The organism is Photobacterium sp. 53610 (assembly GCF_036409375.1).
In the GTDB taxonomy this organism is placed as follows: Bacteria; Pseudomonadota; Gammaproteobacteria; order Enterobacterales; family Vibrionaceae; genus Photobacterium.
This window is the reverse complement of record NZ_JAXOFS010000003.1, coordinates 68,021-86,072: the sequence shown is the minus strand read 5'-3', so window position 1 is coordinate 86,072 and position 18,052 is coordinate 68,021. Positions and strand designations below refer to the sequence as shown.

The following is an 18,052-nucleotide window of genomic DNA, read 5'->3' as shown; positions in this document are numbered from 1 at the left end:
GTCCTTCGAATTGACTTCGCGGTTGATATGCAGGGCAACGGTCTTCCATGACATTGTTTCCTGTTGCCACTACAATGGTTTGAGTTAAATCTTACGTACAATTATTTTCATACGTTCGAATTTTTTCGAACCTTAAAGAGAACCTTTGGCTATGTCAATGGTTTTATATTTTCATCTATTCGGAAAATGACCATGCCGGAACAGGAAAAAAGCGACAGCTGCGGGCAGGCAGCCATGTTAGACATCCTCAAAGCCCTGGCCCATCCCATCAGGCTGAAGATTATGCTTGATTTGCTTCACGACGAAGAAAATGCAGAGCGTCACTGCACTTCATTCGGGCTGACCGTCTCCAAAGCCACCCGCTCTCATCACTTCAAGATCCTGAAAGATGCTGGGCTGATCTCCCACGTTGACCGCGGAAACTGCTCTCTGGCCAAACTGCGGCGGGAAGCTTTGGAACTGGAATATCCAGGATTACTTCAATTTCTGAAACACAACGGATAACGCAGGAAAAATGATCGGCAGCCGTTAAACTGGTCTGCTCATTTTCACCTGAATCATCCGCTTGTAAGGTCCGGTTATGCCTCGCCCGAATCCAGCCCCGATTGAAACCGGTGATCTCTCGATCACCAGCGGAACCGGGACGCGTCAGGAACGCCTGTTTCATGCGATCCGAACGAAGATTGTCCGTCATCTGTGGCCCACGGGCGGAAAACTGCCGTCCACCCGCAAGCTGGCGCAGGAACTGGCACTGAGCCGAAACACGGTGACGGCCGCCTACGAGCAGCTGGTCGCCGAAGGTTACATTGAGAGCCGTCTGGGATCCGGCTTTTATGTCACCGTCGAACTGCCGGATCATTACCTGCCCGCCTCATTATCGTCACTGGCCAGAGCACCGGTTCAGCCGGCATTGGACATCAATGCCCCGTTTGCACCGGGCGTGCCGGATCTGGCCGCCTTTCCTGCCGCCAAATGGCAAAAGCTGCTGCAGCGCCATGCCGGACGCCAGACCCTGATGGGAAATCAGGACTTGCAGGGCTTACCCGAACTGCGCCAGGCAATATCCGACTATCTGGCTACCAACCGTTCGGTCCACTGTGATCCCGGCCGGATCCTCATTACGTCCGGCGCCCAGCAGGCCCTCTCACTAGCCTTGATGGCCACGCTCAGCCGCGGCGATCAAATCCTGATGGAGCAGCCGGGATATACACAAATGCGCAAGATCATCGGCTGGCAGGGCTACGATGACTTGCCGCTGCCGGTTCTGCCTTCCCTGGGGCTGGATGTTGACGCGGTGCTGAGCAGTTCGGCCCATGCGCTCTATCTCACCCCCAGTAATCAGTACCCGATGGGAACAACGCTCAATACCGAGCAACGACTCAGACTGATTGAATGGGCGGTGCAGGGAAAGCGCTGGATCATCGAAGACGACTATGACAGTGAGTTCCAGTTTGCCCACCGTCCCTACACCAGCATGCAGGGATTAGCAGGACAGATGGGGAACGATCAGCAGATCCTCTATGCCGGTTCATTCAGTAAAGTCATGTTTAACGGCCTGCGGCTGGGCTATCTGGTGGTGCCGACCGAACTGATGCCGCGCTGCCTGATGCTCAAAGATGCCCTGACCGGCGATACACCTGCCCTGACACAGGCTGCCCTGGCAGATTTTATTCAGGAAGGGGATCTGCTGCGTCATATCCGCAAAATGCGTCGGTTGTACAAAGAAAAGCATCAGCGGATGCTGGCCATGATTGCCCGGTATTTTGGCGACACACTGGAAGTTATCAGCCAGCCCGCCGGGTTACATCTCACCGTCAAATGGCAGCATGGGATGGATGAAATGACCTTTGTGAAGACAGCAGAAGCCGCAGGAATTGTCCTGCGGCCGCTGAGTTATTATGAACATGCACAGCCATCCGCCAGATGCTGGCAAGGGGCCGTCCTTGGCTTTGGCAATGTCTCGCTAAATGCTATCGAACCGCTGATTGCCCGTCTGGCAGACCTGTTCCATCACAACACACCGACCAGGCAACCCGACCAGACTCAGTGCAGACGATCTCCGCGATAGACGATGCGTCCGTCCCGGCCGACATCCACCTGATACGGTGTGGCATGAATACCATACTGGGTGAAAACACTGTTGTCGGTATCAAAGATCAGTGGTGCCGTCAGGCCAAACTTTTCAGCAAAGGCTGACGCAATCGACGCATCAATATAATAACCGCTGATCACGCCCACCCAGCGCCGGGCGCTGTCTTTCGCCACCCGTTGCTGCCACTGCGTAATCTTCTGCTCACAATCCGGGAAATGCGGCATCGGACACAAGGCATCCAGAAACACTAAAGAAACCGGCTGCTGCGCCTGACCCTGCTGCAACAGTGCTGCCAGAGAGACCGGTTGATCCGACATCGTCTGGCGCTGAAATAATGGCGCGGTATCCCCCACATGAGGAACAACATAAGGCTTTGCTTTGACCGGCGTACTTGCGGCTGCCGTCGGTGGCTGCAGTGCATCCCAGGTTTGGGCTTTTGCTTCGGCCGTTTTTCTGCCCGGCTCAAGATAGTCCAGCAAGGCTTCATTGCTGCCACTGAACACGACCTTGCCTTTCTCAATCAGGACATGGGCCGGGGTCTGCCACAAACCGAAGCCTGTCAGTAAATGCCGTCCGCGATCCAGCACAATGGGAGCCACTTGCGGGTAGTATCCCTGAAATTCCAGCAGCTGGGCCCGGGTAACATTGATCTCCGGCTGAACCCAGATCCGATCCGTACGTTTCTGAAAAGATTCCGGCAGGCTCGCCACAAACGCTTCCGGGCCTGAACCGGCATAGCTGGCCCAGATTTCGATGAACACCAGATGCGTGATCCGGTTCTCGTTCAGCTGCACCGGTGTCCCGGCCAGTGTCTGTTGTTTTTCCAGCAGCGATACGGCAGGTTCAGACTGAACCAACGCCGAAAAACACAGGCTAGCCAGTACGGGTAGAGTGTATAAAATCGTCAATCGTTTCATGGTGTTGTCCTCCAAACATTCAGTGCTGTGCGACGTCTTGCTGACCCCAGCTTTCAATCAGCTGATCCAGTTGATCGGTTGCCAGAAACGTGCGGTAGGCCACCTTGCCGTTTTTATCGATCAATACATGATAAGGGGTGCCAACCACCTGATATTTCTGAGTAATTTCCCCCTTCCGATCAAAAATAGTCGGGACGCTGTAGCCTTCCTGCCGGAAAAACTGCTGAATATTTGCAACGGAATCATTCAGGCCAATATTCACGGACACCACAGCGATATCATCGCCATACTGTTGTTCAATGGCATTCAGATGCGGCATTTCAGATTTGCAGTAGTTGCACCAGGTTGCCCAGAATTTGAGATACACCGGCTTCTTCCCCAGATAATCCGCGATGTTAAAGGTTTGACCCGACAGCGTTTTCGCCTGAAACACCGGCGCTGCTTCATCCAGTTCAATGGCCTGTACAGCCGGTATTGATATCGCAAGCGCGAAAGCCGCAGCCTGCATTCCTCGGTTGATCAAAACAGACATTTTCATCACATCTCCATTTAAATTGCCTGAAACAAAAAGAAAGATCCCGCTCCGGCCATCACCACAGCCATCAGCCATTTCACCCGGTTCATCCACTGGCCCGATCGGGGCATGGATGCCAGTAGGCCACTGAACGTACCGGCCAGCACCAGTAAGGCACTCATTCCCAGGGCAAACACAAACATCAGCAACGCCGCCCAGTACGCATTACCGGAAGCCGCCACATACATCAGCAGCATGCCCAGCACCGGAGATGTGCAGGGAGCCATCACCAGTCCGGAACAGGCTCCGGCCACAAACGTCCCCAGTACTGGCCGCTGGCGGGATTCAGAAGAAGGCAGGTTCAGCGCCAGCCCGGGCAGGTTGATCCAGCCAAGCATCCAGGCCGCCATCGAGAAGCAGAATATTGCCACCATAATCAGGGTCAGCGGATGCGTCGCAACCGCACCGAATAACTGACCGGTTGTCGCGGCCAGGATGCCCAGCAAGGCATAGACCACAGCAAGACCCAGCACATAGCTGACTGAAAGCCCCAGTGCCTGCCAGCGGCTGGTTGCCTGACTCCCGACCACAGACACAGTGATCGGCAGCATGGGATAAACACAGGGGGTCAGACTGGTCAGCAGTCCGGCGAAGAACACCGCACCGACAACCCACAACCCAAATTGCTGTTGAAACAGTGCAGCTTGAATCGCAGTTTCCATTGAGGCTCACATCCTTTGTTGGTTGGGATGCGACACTTATAAATGACTGCGTGCGGTGCGTCCTCAAATGGACCTAAAATAGCGGTAAAATCCAGATGAAATCACATTAAGTCCTTATAAATCAAAAAGATGAAAACATTTCACTTCCAGTCTAATGCATTGATTTCATGCCACTTCTCCGTACAATAAGGCCCCAGAATGAACACAAGTCCGGGTACATGATGACCAGCTATCAGTTTGCTTCTTTTTCTTTCGACACCGTGACCGGACGGCTGACCAGTCACGCATCGTCAACTGAAACCGAGATCCACCTGCGACACAAAGTGTCTCAGATACTGACTTTTCTGCTGGCTCATCCGGATCAGCTGATCAGCAAAGACACGCTGCTGGATGCCCTCTGGGACCACAGTGAATATAGAGAAAATTCGCTGACCCAGAGCATCCGGGAGCTGAGAAAGGCACTGGGCGACAGCGCGCAGAATCCGAAATTTATCCGCACCTATCCCCAGCGGGGTTATCAGTGGATCTGTCCGCTGAACCCGCCTGAAACTGAGACTCACACTGAAGCTGAACCAAAGCCTGAGACCGAGCAGACTTCTCCCCTGAAACACGGGGAGCGAGAGCGCAGAACGTCCCAATCCTGGTTTGTGCACTGGCCTGCCATTGTCATCAGCCTGCTGCTTGTCACAGTGCTGACAGCCGGCGGTTTTACCTGGCATCTAATGTCGGCGGCAACATCAGAACCGCACGCCGCACGCTCGTCTCATCCCCAAAACGGACTGGTGATCCTGCCGCTGATCAATGACACGGGCGATGCACAATACGACTGGATTCAGCTCGGTCTGGCCGACATGCTGGCGGCACAGCTGAGCAAAAATCAGCAGCTCACGGTGATCCCGCCCGCCATTGCCAATGCCTGGTTACTGGATGCCGGACTAAGCTGGCCAACCCTGCCCGCGCAAATCCGTACCCTGCTCAGCCAGCGCGGCTTTCAGGCTGCATTGTTTGGCGCCGTCCGGCAGCACAACCACCAGCAAATACTGGAATTTCAGCTGATTTATGCTGACGGGCGGACCCAGCAGGGCAGCATGGCCTACCCGCAGCTGACCCCGGCCATCGCGTCCGTCAGCCATCAGCTGCAACGCCTGTTCCGTCCGGATCACACCTCGCTTCAGCCAGAGCAATCCCCCGGCATTGCAGCACAGTCACTGGCGCAGGGGCGATCCCTGCTGCAGACACAAGGGGCTCAGGCGGCCCGGAAATTCTTTGATGCCGCCCGGATCCTGGAACCCGACAACCTGTGGGCCCGGATTCAGCTGGCTGGCACCGATGTCCGCCTGGGCAAATGGCAGGAAGCACAACAGCAGCTGAACGCACTGCCTGAAGCGCGACTACAGGAGGAATCGGCACTGTACGCAGCCCAGCGCTACTGGCTGAGTGAGATCAGCTACCGCCGGGGTGAGCCGGATGCCGCCATCCAGATTGAACAGGCTGTCGCCGCTGCGGAACAGGCAAACGACCTGGCCACCCTCGTGCGTGTATATCAGTTACAAACGCAACTGGCCTGGAATCTCATGGACTGGGAAACCCATCACCAGCTCACGCAGAACCTCACCACGTTACTGGGGAAAGGACAGGCCTTGCGTCAGGATGCTGATCAGCTGTTTTATCTCGGCCGTCCGGCCAATGTCGGGCTGGAAAAAATCCCCGGCAATGATCTGGCCGCCAATCAGGTCCGGCTGTTTAAGGCGCTGAATTTTTACCGGCAACTGGGGGATCAACCGCGTCAGGCCGCGACCTTGCTGGCCATTGCACAGAATGATCAGACAGACCTGTCGATCCGCCAATCATCCCTCAGTGAAGCTATCTCGATGTACCGTGAGCTCGGCCAGCCTTATGAATTAGCGCAGGCCCTGATTTATCAGGGGTTTTATCTGATGCAGTCCCATCAGGGCCAGTCAGCGGAAGTTTATTTCTCTGAAGCCAGAGCACTGGCTGAACAACTGGGGGCGCAGCGCTTGTTACTCGACAGTGAGTTCTACCTGGCCTTTGCAGCCATGGATCAGGGTCTGGATCTGCAGTGGCTGGGCAAACATCCGCAACAGCCTCATCAGCTGGCACGTGCCAGGAAAGCCTTTTCGCAGCTGCTGAAAAAAGATATCTCCCCTCTGTTAGAAACCAATATTGCATTATTTCAGAGCTGGATCGCCGCAGATCAAAACAAGATGCAACTGGCAATGCAGCACCTCGACCACGCAACCAGTCTGGCAAACACTCTGGATCTTCCTCTGACTCAGGGGTACATCCGCTACAGCAAGATGCGGATTCATTTGTCCCGGCACAATTACACGGCAGTGACTGAACTGGCAACAATCCCCATCGTGACCCGGCTGGAAGCGGTCTATACGGCAAGAGCTTACTACGAACTCGGTCAGCCCGGCGAAGCCGCCCGTATCCTGGCGCTTTTCAGAGAAACGCTGCCCGAGCAATGGCAGCCTGAAGATGAACAACGTCTGAAGGACTACCAAGGGGCATCGCAGGGCGAAGTCATCACCCTGTCGCCGGAACCCAAAGCCCATCTGGTGTATTGCGAGAGTGACTGGCTCTGAGGCTCCGGACGAAACAGAAGGCTCAGCCGGAACGGCTGAAGCTGATCGGAACGGTGAAGGTCAGGCGTGCGCCCTCAAGACTGGCCGGAGGCTTGGGTAAGGGTTCCGCCCGTTTGACCAGCGCCTGCGCTTCCTCATCCAGCGAACGGTTTCCGCTCGACTTCACCAGTTTCACGACCAGCACGAGGCCATTTCTGTCCATGGTAAAAGCGATCACCGGAGTGCCCTGACGCCCGAACCGTCTGGCCTGACGCGGATATTTCTTATGCTGCTCCAGATGCGCATGCAGCCTGCGTTGCCAAGTCTGTTTCTGCTGCTCGCCAAACCTGCTGAACTGGCCCCGCGCCGGTGCCGATACCACCTCGGCTTTCTCCTGCACTTTCACTCCCGGAGGTGCACTGGCCGCCCGGGCTGCGACAGCCTGCTGTGCCGTATCGACCGGTTCTCTGGCTTCCGGCTCTTGGACCGCCGGTGATTCCGACAGAGGCTCAGCCTGGGTTTGTTCAACCTTTGTTTGTTCAACCCTTGTTTGTTCAGCCAACGGCGGTTTCAGAGCCGCCGGTTCAGCAGACGCCGTCTCTGTGGGCGCATCGGCTATCGGTTCAGGAATCGTTTCGGGTATAGCTTCAGGCAGGGCTGTTTGCGACGGATTTTCCTGACTTCGAAATGGCGACGGCTTCTCCGCAACAGGAAGCGCCACGCGTTCTTGCATGGCAGTTTTTGTTGCCCGATCGTCTGTTTTCGATGCTGCGGTTTCAACACGCTTTGCCGGAGTGCGCTGTACCTGCGGTTCCGACGGCGGAAGCTCACTCTGATCTTCAGCAGGAGAAGCCAGCGGCATCATCAGTGTAATCGCCATCGGCGCGGCAGCCGGTGCCGCAGACACAGACTTGCTGGCAAACTGCCACCAATACGCCGCAACTGCGCTGCCATGGAGCAGCACGCTGATGGCGATTCCGGTCAGCAACCAGCGGCAGCTGTCATCCCACCCGCGGGGCTCACTGCCAAACCCGGTCAGCGTGCTCATGAGGCCGGTCCCCTGACCTGCTCCAAACCAATCAGTGCGACCTGCAGATAACCCGCCTGCCCCAGCTGATTCATGACCGCCATCAGCTGCGCGTAAGTCAGAGACTGATCGGCACGCAAGTAAATCCGCTGTTGCTGATCCGGCAGAGCCGCTGCCAGTGCACCGGCCAGAGCCTCCAGCGCCACGGTTTTGTCTTCTCCCAGGGTCAGAGTCATATCTTTCTGAATGGTCAGATAAAATGGTTTGTCCGGCATCGGCTGCGGCTCAGCGGCAGCACTAGGCAAATCCACCGGCACACTCACCGTCGATAAGGGGGCCGCCACCATGAAGATAATCAGCAGCACCAGCATGACATCAATGAAAGGCGTGACATTGATGTCATGATTTTCGACCAGTTCGTCACTGTCATTCGGGGTCTGAAAAGCCATCTCTTACCCCGCTTTCTGCAAGGCCTGAACAGAGGTGGGGGCCATTGCCCCTGTCTGCTGCCGGTCCAGATCCCGGCTGACCAGCACCAGCAGTGCCACGGACATATCGGCCAGCAATGCTTTATAGCCCTGAATTGCCCGGGTGAAGTGGTTATAAATGACGACGGCAGGAATGGCCGCGACCAGACCGATGGCAGTCGCAAGTAAGGCTTCGGCAATGCCGGGGGCCACCACGGCCAGATTGGTGGTCTGGGTTTCCGCAATGCCGATAAAAGCATTCATAATGCCCCACACGGTGCCGAACAGGCCGACAAAAGGCGCCACTGAACCGACCGTCGCCAGTACGCCGGTGCCCCGGCTCATGCGGCGTCCGGCCGACACCTGCACCCGCTCCAGCCTTGCCTGCACCCTTTCTTTGATCCCGCCGTCACTCGCAGTGCCACGGGCTGACAGGGTCAGCTCGTGCCGGGTCTCCTGAATCAGCGCCATCCCCGCCCCTTGACCCGATTGTGTGTTTTCAGCGCCATCCGTCAGCGTGTCCGCCGTCGTCAGTGCCAGCAACATGCGCCGGGCACGGCGGCAGGCCACAGAGATCTGCAGCTGTTTGGCCACGCCAATGGACCAGGTCATCAGGGAGGCCGCCAGCAGCAGTATCATCACGGATTTCACCACCCAGTCGGCTGCCTGATACATCCCCAGCGGAGATAAGTCCGTGCCCGCATGGGTTTGCGCCCGATGCGCCGATACGGGTTGTACAGCTTCAATCAGCGCCAGGTCCGAATGTGGATCCAACGTCTGAACTTCAGCAGACCCAGCATCTGCGCCGGTTTCGGGAGGCGTCGCAGTTTCTGCCTGTGCAAAGCTCTGGTAAAACAACAGCATCCCCGCCAGAATCATGGCTCCTCGCCTGATGTGCACCGGCTTGGCTCGCCATCTAATCGTCTGATTCATATTCCTTTCCATTCTGATATTTCCCTGTTCATCAGACGTGATAAACCACGCCCGGTAAAACGCGCCTATTGTGTGCGCCGAGTACGCCTATGAGAGATACCGAACGAGCACGACAAATCCGTAATCGGATACCGGATTTTTTTCAGACTTTTTTGATCGGGTCAGAAACGCTTTTCGATTTTCAGACTCACCTCGCTTTGATCATGGCTGTACAGCCAATCCACGTTACTGCTGACCCGGTTGTGCGCCAGTGTCAGCACCGGGGTCAGATCCCAAAAACTCAGCCCGGTGAAACGGGTTTCCAGCGTGTAACTTTGTTCGTCGTCTTCTCGAGTGGCTTCCAGCAAAGCACTGTAGGCCTGATATTCACGCTGCCGGAACGAGGTGAAGAGCGCGGTCTCAACGCCGATTTCCCACGTACGCTGAACGCCAAGCCGCACGCCTTTCATGTGGTAGGCATACACAGCTTCATCCGTGCGTTTATCTGTCCAGTCCAGCCCGCCAAACAGCAGCCACTGTCCCGGCAACTGATGCCAGAACGTGGCATAGCCGGCGTACTGCCAGCCGGACTGAAAATCCAGCCCGTCCGGCAGAAACTGCAGATCTTTCGCTTCAGCTTCCAGCTTGAATGCCGTGCCCGCCGCAAACTGATACAGCCCGCTCAGCTTGCCGCCCCAGGCCTGATAAAGCGCATCGTTCCCTTGCATCCGGTATTCGAACAAAGGCGCGGAAAGCAACTGATAATTAGCGGTGTGATAGCTGTAACCCAGAGAGGTCAGCAGGGTATACTCATTGTACTGCCGGTGATGAGCGTAGTTCTCGCCATAAGCCAGACCGAGGAAACTGATGCCATGATGACCGCTCAGCGAGATTCGTTTATTCAGGCTCGCTTCAAATGTGGTGCCGTAAGCCGATTCGGCTTTCGGGGTTTTCCGCTCGACCAGACACTCGCCACTCGGCATCCGAAGTAAGCAGGTATAGCTTTCTGAAGAGAGATTGAGGTTATTGTTGTAACCGGGACCGAAGGAAACTGCGCCCTGCCAGCTGTCCCGGTATGCCAGCGCCTGCGCAAAGGCATCCACCGTCTTCAGCACGCCCTGTGCTCTGGGATCATCCAACGGCAGGGATGCGCGGATTTTTTCAAACAGTCTCTGTGCGTCCCTGTTTTTCTGGTTTTCGAACAGCACCCGTGCCAGTTCGAGCTGACCCGGCAGAAAATCCGGCTGTAAACGCAACAATGCCCGGTACGAAACTTCTGCCTGGTCAAATTCACCCTCGGTTCGTGCCAGCGCGCCCTGCGCATAATGCACCAGCATCATGTCATGACCGGGCAGTGCCAGATACCGGGGCAGAAATCCACGGACCGCAGCCCAGCGCCGGGCTTTCACCGACAGATAAATCGCCTGCCCCAGGGCATTGAGATTGTCCTCGACCTGATAAACCTGACCGTCGATGATCAGTGCTTCGGCATCATCCCGGGCCTGCTCGTCTTCCAGCAGACGTTGTTCTTTTTCCCGGGCCTGCAAGACCGTGTTCTGCTCCAGACGGAGGTTCGTGTCCTGATCTGCCTGGGCAAGTGGTGCAAAGAATAAAAGAGAAAGGAAAGCCAGACCGGCGAATGACGACAGTCGGCGCAAATACATCATCAACATGCGTTAACCTGATGGCAGATACCCTGATGGCGTGACGACAATAAACAGGGGCCGCGAACACACAGCCCCTGTCACATTCAGCAGGGCCAGTACACAGGCCCCGGTATCCATCGGTTACTGTTTCGTCCCGCCGAATGCGGTATCAAAGATTTTTGCACTGCCTGAAAATTGCGCAATCCCGGCCAGTGCCGCCGCATTATTGCCAAAGAAATGGCCTTTCGCTGTGCCGTTCGCTGGCCCGACTGTGGCCGTCCCGTGAAAGGCTGCCGTCGCGCTGTTGATGGTGGCATTCACACCCAGCGAATACTGGCTGTTGGCAATCGAGCCATTCAAAGTGTTGTTGCTGAAGTTGGCGGTAAATGTGCCGTTCAGATCATTGCTGCCGGAGAATTTGTTCACCCCTTTCACCGCATAGGTGGCGGTGCCGCTGGTCGGCAGCGTGGTACCTGCGGTATCTCCCACATAATAGACCGTCCGATCGGCATCGCTGCTGATATCGCTCGCCCACTCACCGAACCAGACATCACCGGCACCGACTCTGGCAAAATTGAAGTTACCCATCCCCGAATGACCGCCACCCAGCACATAAACCCCGTTTTTCACGCGGCCGTAATTTTTCAGGGCCTGAAAATCAACTTTTTGCGCCGTTGAACCCATGGATGCTGCACCAATGCCTGCACGACCTGCGACGTGAGGCCCGGCATTCAGATTCGATTCTCCCACCAGAATCTGGGTGTTGTCACTTTGGGTGCCAACAATATTGGCTTGGGCAGCACCGCTGATGCAGGCGGAAAGTACGGCAATCATCACAACAGCTTTTTTCATTTTACATATCCTTATTGAAGTTTGAGTTGGCTCATGAAGGCCCATGGCGCTGCCTTCATTGGGTATACCGAACCACGGCTTCAAACCCGTAAAACAAATTCAAATTTTCTGAGCGTCAGAAATTAACCTGCAACTTCACTTTCACCGTCCGCCCCGGGGCCGGGACGCTGGAGCGTACCAATGGGTCGATGTAATAGAGATCGGTCAGGTTGGTGCCGATCACTTCCAGCGCCAGCGCATCATTGAAACGGTACTGGGCATAAGCATCGAAGGTTAAGGCGTCATCCCGCGCCAATGCTTCTTCATGTTTACTGCCCGGTATGAAGACGGTGCGCAAGCCGGTTTCCATCCGGCGATCGAAGAAACGTCCGCCGATATTGAGATTCACCGAATATTCCGGAATCGCCTGATCGGCCAGATATCCCCCCTCAAACCCGGCATGGACACAGTCCGGCGTCGAACCGTTGAAATCAGACAAAATCGCCAGGCTTTCATCACAGACTTCATTTTTCAGCAGGTAAGAGAGGCTGAGATCGGAGAAGAAATCACCGTTGTCGTACCGGCTCTGGAATTCCAGTCCTTCCAGCGTTTGCTGATCGATGTTGTAAAAACGCATCATATTTCCCGACCGCTCAATCACATCTTTGGTTCTGTGATGGAAGTAAGTCAGTTTGAGATCGGCCTCATCAAAGTTCTGAACGAAAGCAACCTCATGGTTATAAGCATGTTCCGGGTCTAAGCCGGTATATGGATTATTGTTGGCGGAAAAGCCCAGCGTGCTTTCAAACATACTCGGGAAACGGACTGCCTCGGTATAGCGGTAATACATCCGGCTGGTATCCGTAAACATCACGGTAGCCGACAGTGCCGGGACCCAGGCATTTCCCTTTTTCTTTCCACCCTTGATTTCTTTGTCGTAAGCCCCGACCTGCGCTCCGCTTTCAATACAGGAACCTTCGATATAATTCGGCTGCGACTGCTGGGCAATCAGGCAAGGGTTGTTCTCCCGGCTGTAACGGCCTTCACCGTCATGCAGCCATTCATTCCCTTCATGGTCGACTTCATAAGTCGTTGTCGTACGGGCTTTCTGATACAAAGCCGCTTCTTCTTGCGGGGTCAACGGCGGTTTCCCCAGCATCTGATTGATGAAATTCTTCAAAACAATGTCATCAGCAACAGCTGCAACATTCTGTTCAATCTCTTCCGGGGTATATTTTTCAAGGCTTTTATAAGACAGTAACATCCCCTTATCTGCAGCATGCTCTTTGGTGAACCGACTGTCTCCGGCCGCAATCCGATCCGACAAAAAGTCATCAATGGCCCAGTAATTCTTGTAACTCGCACCTGCAGTGAAACGCAGAAAATCCACTGGCTGCCACTGGAAATTGAACTGCCCTTCATACTCCTGACGACGCCCTTCCCGCGGCCAGTGACGCCAGCCATCGACCTCCCCACGGTATTCATCATCAGAGCGCAATTTATGGTACTGATATCGGCCGGACAGCGTCAGACCCAGTGTATCGGTCAGCCACATCTGATTACTGAGGTCAAAACCGATCCGACTGTCTTTGGCATTGGTCGCCGCCGTATTGCGCAGCAACGGGCTGGCTCCGGGTGTCGGATCTGCGATGTCGACCCGATTAGCAAAATTAGGAAAACCACCCGCGGTGTTGGTATCGCTGACGGTATACGTGGTCCAGAGATTGGACGTCAGATGGATATAGGGATTCTCAGGCTGCCAGGCATAGCGAATATTGTAAGCCTGGGTTTCAACATGGCTGAGCGGCCATTGCGCCATTTCTCCGTTTGCGCCGATATTACCGGAGCGGCTGGCCATGATTTCGCCATAAGTGGCATCGGTATACCGGGCACCAATTTCCAGCGTTTGCTGATCCACCAGACTGAATTTGGCTTTCAGCAGATAAGATTCCAGCTCACTCGAGGTATTGGGCACTTCATAACCGGGCCGCTGCCGCTTGGCAAGCGAGCGCGGGTCAATCCGGGTCATGAACTGTTCATCCTGAGCGGGATGATCGTAAAAATCTGCATTTCGGGTACCGCTGAAATAATTCCCTTTGTTGCGGTAAGCATAAGCCGCCAGCAGCTCATAATTTTCCTTTTTCGCTGCCAGTGCCAGCCGGTAGGCATAGTCCTCACCGGCAAACGGATTGTGTTCCTTGTCGTTGCTCATCACTTTCCAGAGCGAGGGATCACCATAGGCATACTCCGGGCTCTCCTGCGGGAACCCCGGCACGGTGCGGTAATCCTGACCGGTCAGCAACACCGGCTCTCTGGGCGAAATTGCATTGTTACTGCCTTCGATCACGATTTCACCGCCGAAGGTTTCACCAACTTTCAGAATATCCTCGGCGGAAATCGTATTGACCACCACAGCACCGCCGACCGAAGCATGCACATTGGGTGTCAGCGACGGCCCTTTGATCACCTGGATCCCGCCCACCAGATTGGGATCGATATAGTTGCGGTTCGAAACCCCGCGATACCCACGCCAGACCGTCAGATCCTGTTCCGTCCCGTCAATCGACAGCGGCACCCGGCCCGGTCCCTGTACCCCGCGAATACTGGGATCGACCCCGCCGCCGTTGCGGGCATCGCCGCTGTAGACGTTCAGCATGCCCTTGAACATATCTGCGGCATCCTTGCCTTTGTATCGCTCGATCTCATCTTTGCCGGTGTACACGGTCGACAGATCGTCGTCATAGACCGCAAACTCACCGGCTTCATCACGGGTCAGCCCGCCGGACTCGCCGTAAGAGACATTGATGGTGTCCAGAGTCATCTCATTGTCATCGGCGGTGTGCTGTAACGAACCACCCTCCTGCAGCATCAACTCATCACGTGCAGCATCGGGGTCCCCGACGGAAGTTTCAGAGGGTTGTTCCGCAGACTCAGCCCAGACTTTGCCGGGCAACACTGCCACAGCCAGCCCGAGATGAACCTTCAGCAGCAACGCGGTGAGATTGGGCTTAACCTTTTGATGCACTGTGAATTCCTTCTCATGATTATGGTGAATGCCTCCGTACACCGTATGAGAAGGAAAAAGCCGTAACCGGCTCCCGATGTTCCTGGTTATTCTGTTACGGAGCTCACACAATCAGGCCATGTCCCCGGACTAACGGCCTGCCTGCGCCGGGTCATCAGAATGCGGCGGCTGGCCGGATGCTGAGGCACGGCCAAAAACTGTGCCTGAACCTGAGTGAGCTGTCGCCAGGCCGACTCGTTGTCCGGGTGATCCTGCCGCCAGACGTCAAAAGCCTGTTTGTCCTGATCACTGACATCGTCGGCCCAGAGCCTGGCCATCCAGCGGGATGCCTGCAGGATGACGTCCACTGAAATGCGATGCGGCGTCAAAAGCTCGCCTCCATACTGGCCAGCAGGCAAGCCTGCAGTGCTTTGGCGATATACTTCTCAACGGATGAGACCGAAACGTCCAGCGCCGCCGCGATTTGCTTGTAGCTCATGTGTTCGAGCTGACGCATCAGCAAAGCCTGCCGGACTTTATCCGGCAGGTGACGCAGTAAACGATCCACCGCGGTCAGCGCTTCAACCATCTGCAGACGTTCTTCCGGCGACACGCAAACATCCTGCGGCTGCTGTTGCAGGTATTCCAGATAGGCCGACTCCACGCGACGGCGACGATACAAGTCAATCACCAGGCCTTTGGCAATATGGGTCAGGTATCGCCGGGATTCGCCGGGAGCCGGTAAACGGCCACTGCTGATCAGCCGAAGATAGGTATCATGAACCAGATCTGCCGAAGTATAGGGACAACCGAGACGACGCTGAATAAACACCGATAACCAGCTTTGATGTTGCTGATAGAGTTGACCCACCTGCTTCATATTCGTCTGGTCTGCCGCTGTCATCGTCTGGCGCTCCTGCTACTTATTAACCACAAATTGAATAAAACCAAATCTTAATGATAATGATTATCAATATAGAAAAAGATTATTCAACCGTTAGAATAAAGAAGCCTGACGTTTACAACAGAAATTTGCGCGGGGACAAGGCAAAGGCAGGTTCAATGAGGCAGAATTCTGCGCCTGTCATCAAACGGCAACCTGTTTTCAACAAAATTAGTTATTTGATAAAAAACTTTTCAGGACAGGCTACATCAGGACGTCGTCCCGTAAATGTCCCAAATGCCTTGCGCTTTGAGGCTTTGACACATGAATCAAATGCATAGCGTGCTGGTCGGAGCAAAAGGTTGACCCAACTCACACACTGGAATGGGAAAGAAACTCTGCTATACTTACGACCTTGTTTCATCAGCCACTTTGTGGCACTGGCAGCGGATCTCCATCCTGATGATGTTGACGGTTCAGCCAGCCTGTGAATTCATTTCGCCTGCTTTATCAAAGCAAAGCAACTGCTTTCATAAAGCAAGTAATGTTGCCCAACAATTTGAATGGCTGACGGATACCTTGCGGAACTTTATTGATAAAAACACGATCATGATCTCATTTTGTAGCCATGATTCAACATTATTGATTCAGTTCTTTGAGGTATAAAGCGCCTAAAGTTTCCTTCAAGTTCTCCGGAGAATATTCTCAATGAAAAAAACCAAGATCGTCTGCACGATTGGTCCTAAGACTGAATCTGTTGAAATGCTGACCAAGCTGGTCAACGCTGGCATGAACGTGATGCGTCTGAACTTCTCGCACGGCGACTTCGCCGAGCACGGTCAGCGTATCCAGAACGTTCGTGAAGTGATGGCGCAAACCGGTAAACCCGTTGCGATTCTGCTGGACACCAAAGGTCCGGAAATCCGTACCATCAAACTGGAAGGCGGCGCAGACGTGACCCTGACTGCAGGTCAGGAATTCACTTTCACCACTGACACTGCTGTTGTCGGCAACAAAGACCGTGTAGCTGTGACTTATCCTGGCTTTGCCAAGGATTTGGTTGCGGGAAACACCATTCTGGTTGACGACGGCCTGATCGAAATGGAAGTGCTGGCAACCACAGACACCGAAGTGAAATGCCGCGTGCTGAACAACGGCGACCTGGGTGAGAACAAAGGTGTGAACCTGCCAGGCGTTTCGGTCAACCTGCCTGCACTGGCTGAGAAAGACAAAGCGGACCTGAAATTCGGTTGTGAGCAAGGCGTTGATTTTGTTGCTGCATCTTTCATCCGTAAGGCTGAAGACGTTCAGGAAATCCGCGAGCTGCTGAACGCTAATGGCGGCGAGAAAATTCAGATCATCTCTAAGATTGAAAACCAGGAAGGTGTCGACAACTTCGACGCGATTCTGGAAGCATCTGACGGCATCATGGTTGCCCGTGGTGACCTGGGTGTAGAAATCCCGGTTGAAGAAGTGATCTTCGCGCAGAAGATGATGATCGAGAAATGTAACCGTGCCCGTAAAGTTGTTATCACAGCAACTCAGATGCTGGATTCGATGATCAAGAACCCACGTCCGACCCGTGCTGAAGCGGGTGACGTTGCGAACGCCATCATGGACGGTACTGATGCCGTCATGCTATCTGGTGAGTCTGCGAAGGGTAAATACCCAATCGAAGCGGTCACCATCATGGCGCAAATCTGTGATCGCACTGACGCTGCAATGCGTGCTTCACTGAGCGCACGTCTGGACAGCCCTCGCCTGCGCATCACCGAAGCGGTGTGTAAAGGTGCAGTGGATACTTCTGAGAAGCTGAACGCGCCGCTGATCGTGGTTGCGACTGAAGCCGGTAAATCAGCCCGCTCTGTACGTAAATACTTCCCGACGGCAAACATTCTGGCTGTGACCACCAACCCGAAAACTGCGGCTCAGCTGTGCCTGACCAAAGGTGTGACCCCAGTCGTTGTTGATGCGATTGAAAGCACCGATGCCTTCTACGCACGTGGTAAAGCACTGGCGCTGGAAACCGCTCTGGGCGCGAAAGGCGACATCGTTGTGATGGTCTCCGGTGCGCTGGTTCCTTCAGGTACAACGAACACGGCTTCTGTACACGTTCTGTAATCAGACAGCAACAGACGCATTAAAAACGGGAGCTTCGGCTCCCGTTTCTTTTTTCTGATTTCCGCACGGCCATTTTCACACAGTACGCATTGCCGTTCCGGACTGAGTTTCACCAGCCGAAGATTTCCTTGTGATGCGTATTGAGTAACAGAACGGCCAACAGGAAATATAAAGCACTGACATGAAAACCGAGCCAGCACAGCAGTACTGTGGTTGTGCGAACCAAAACAGTCTTCAACATCATCTGATTCCCCCGGATCTGCTGCTTATCGACTTTCGTCTAAGGTACAGAGGTATCATTTGTGCCGGATTCTTACTCGGGCTGCTC

General features: G+C 54.7%; 16 protein-coding genes. 4 read left to right on the top strand and 12 right to left on the bottom strand.

Annotation, left to right across the window (positions count from 1 at the left end; translation table 11 throughout):
- Positions 1–63: 63 nt before the first annotated feature.
- Both SPK40_RS10320 and pdxR read left to right on the top strand, forming a co-directional pair.
- Positions 64–504 carry an ArsR/SmtB family transcription factor gene (locus SPK40_RS10320; RefSeq protein ID WP_330960424.1) on the top strand — a complete coding sequence of 147 codons (441 nt, stop codon included), beginning with the start codon at positions 64–66 and terminating at the stop codon, positions 502–504.
- Between the two features lie 76 nt (positions 505–580).
- Positions 581–2,068 carry a MocR-like pyridoxine biosynthesis transcription factor PdxR gene (gene pdxR / locus SPK40_RS10315; RefSeq protein WP_330960423.1) on the top strand — a complete coding sequence of 496 codons (1,488 nt, stop codon included), beginning with the start codon at positions 581–583 and terminating at the stop codon, positions 2,066–2,068.
- Here pdxR and SPK40_RS10310 read toward each other — a convergent pair.
- From SPK40_RS10310 to SPK40_RS10300, 3 genes are read right to left on the bottom strand one after another with little or no spacing between them, the layout of a single operon-like run.
- On the bottom strand, positions 2,044–3,009 hold the full coding sequence (locus SPK40_RS10310; protein WP_330960422.1) for a peroxiredoxin family protein: 966 nt from the start codon (positions 3,007–3,009) through the stop codon (positions 2,044–2,046). The genes pdxR and SPK40_RS10310 overlap by 25 nt on opposite strands.
- A 19-nt stretch (positions 3,010–3,028) precedes the next feature.
- Positions 3,029–3,547, bottom strand: coding sequence for a TlpA family protein disulfide reductase (locus SPK40_RS10305; RefSeq protein ID WP_248141511.1), 519 nt, complete (start codon positions 3,545–3,547; stop codon positions 3,029–3,031).
- Positions 3,548–3,558: 11 nt separating this feature from the next.
- Positions 3,559–4,245: a cytochrome c biogenesis protein CcdA gene (locus SPK40_RS10300; RefSeq protein WP_330960421.1), complete on the bottom strand. Its 687-nt coding sequence runs from the start codon at positions 4,243–4,245 to the stop codon at positions 3,559–3,561.
- 218 nt (positions 4,246–4,463) lie between these two features.
- Between SPK40_RS10300 and SPK40_RS10295 the strand changes: the two genes are divergently transcribed.
- Positions 4,464–6,854 (top strand): winged helix-turn-helix domain-containing protein, encoded by a 2,391-nt coding sequence (locus SPK40_RS10295; protein WP_330960420.1) that lies wholly within the window; start codon positions 4,464–4,466, stop codon positions 6,852–6,854.
- Between the two features lie 22 nt (positions 6,855–6,876).
- Here the strand turns inward: SPK40_RS10295 and SPK40_RS10290 are convergent, their stop codons facing one another.
- The 8 genes from SPK40_RS10290 to SPK40_RS10255 all read right to left on the bottom strand — a co-directional run bounded on the left by SPK40_RS10290 (position 6,877) and on the right by SPK40_RS10255 (position 15,624).
- Positions 6,877–7,881 (bottom strand): energy transducer TonB, encoded by a 1,005-nt coding sequence (locus SPK40_RS10290; RefSeq protein ID WP_330960419.1) that lies wholly within the window; start codon positions 7,879–7,881, stop codon positions 6,877–6,879.
- Positions 7,878–8,309 carry a TonB system transport protein ExbD gene (gene exbD / locus SPK40_RS10285; protein ID WP_330960418.1) on the bottom strand — a complete coding sequence of 144 codons (432 nt, stop codon included), beginning with the start codon at positions 8,307–8,309 and terminating at the stop codon, positions 7,878–7,880. Before exbD ends, SPK40_RS10290 begins: the two co-directional genes overlap by 4 nt.
- 3 nt (positions 8,310–8,312) lie before the next feature.
- On the bottom strand, positions 8,313–9,260 hold the full coding sequence (gene exbB / locus SPK40_RS10280) for a tonB-system energizer ExbB (protein WP_330960417.1): 948 nt from the start codon (positions 9,258–9,260) through the stop codon (positions 8,313–8,315).
- Between the two features lie 161 nt (positions 9,261–9,421).
- Positions 9,422–10,912, bottom strand: a complete 1,491-nt coding sequence (locus SPK40_RS10275) for a surface lipoprotein assembly modifier (protein ID WP_330960416.1) — start codon at positions 10,910–10,912, stop codon at positions 9,422–9,424.
- Positions 10,913–11,026: 114 nt separating this feature from the next.
- Positions 11,027–11,737, bottom strand: a complete 711-nt coding sequence (locus SPK40_RS10270) for a Slam-dependent surface lipoprotein (protein ID WP_248141518.1) — start codon at positions 11,735–11,737, stop codon at positions 11,027–11,029.
- A gap of 115 nt (positions 11,738–11,852) precedes the next feature.
- Positions 11,853–14,741 carry a TonB-dependent receptor domain-containing protein gene (locus SPK40_RS10265; RefSeq protein WP_330960415.1) on the bottom strand — a complete coding sequence of 963 codons (2,889 nt, stop codon included), beginning with the start codon at positions 14,739–14,741 and terminating at the stop codon, positions 11,853–11,855.
- Positions 14,742–14,827: 86 nt separating this feature from the next.
- Positions 14,828–15,109 carry a DUF4880 domain-containing protein gene (locus SPK40_RS10260; protein ID WP_330960414.1) on the bottom strand — a complete coding sequence of 94 codons (282 nt, stop codon included), beginning with the start codon at positions 15,107–15,109 and terminating at the stop codon, positions 14,828–14,830.
- Complete coding sequence (locus SPK40_RS10255) at positions 15,106–15,624, bottom strand: sigma-70 family RNA polymerase sigma factor (RefSeq protein ID WP_330960413.1); 519 nt, start codon at positions 15,622–15,624, stop codon at positions 15,106–15,108. The genes SPK40_RS10260 and SPK40_RS10255 overlap by 4 nt, the downstream gene beginning before the upstream one ends.
- 687 nt (positions 15,625–16,311) lie before the next feature.
- Between SPK40_RS10255 and pykF the strand changes: the two genes are divergently transcribed.
- Positions 16,312–17,724: a pyruvate kinase PykF gene (pykF, locus tag SPK40_RS10250; RefSeq protein ID WP_330960412.1), complete on the top strand. Its 1,413-nt coding sequence runs from the start codon at positions 16,312–16,314 to the stop codon at positions 17,722–17,724.
- Between the two features lie 109 nt (positions 17,725–17,833).
- Here pykF and SPK40_RS10245 read toward each other — a convergent pair whose 3' ends face one another.
- Positions 17,834–17,968, bottom strand: coding sequence for a hypothetical protein (locus SPK40_RS10245; protein ID WP_256549383.1), 135 nt, complete (start codon positions 17,966–17,968; stop codon positions 17,834–17,836).
- Positions 17,969–18,052 lie beyond the last annotated feature (84 nt).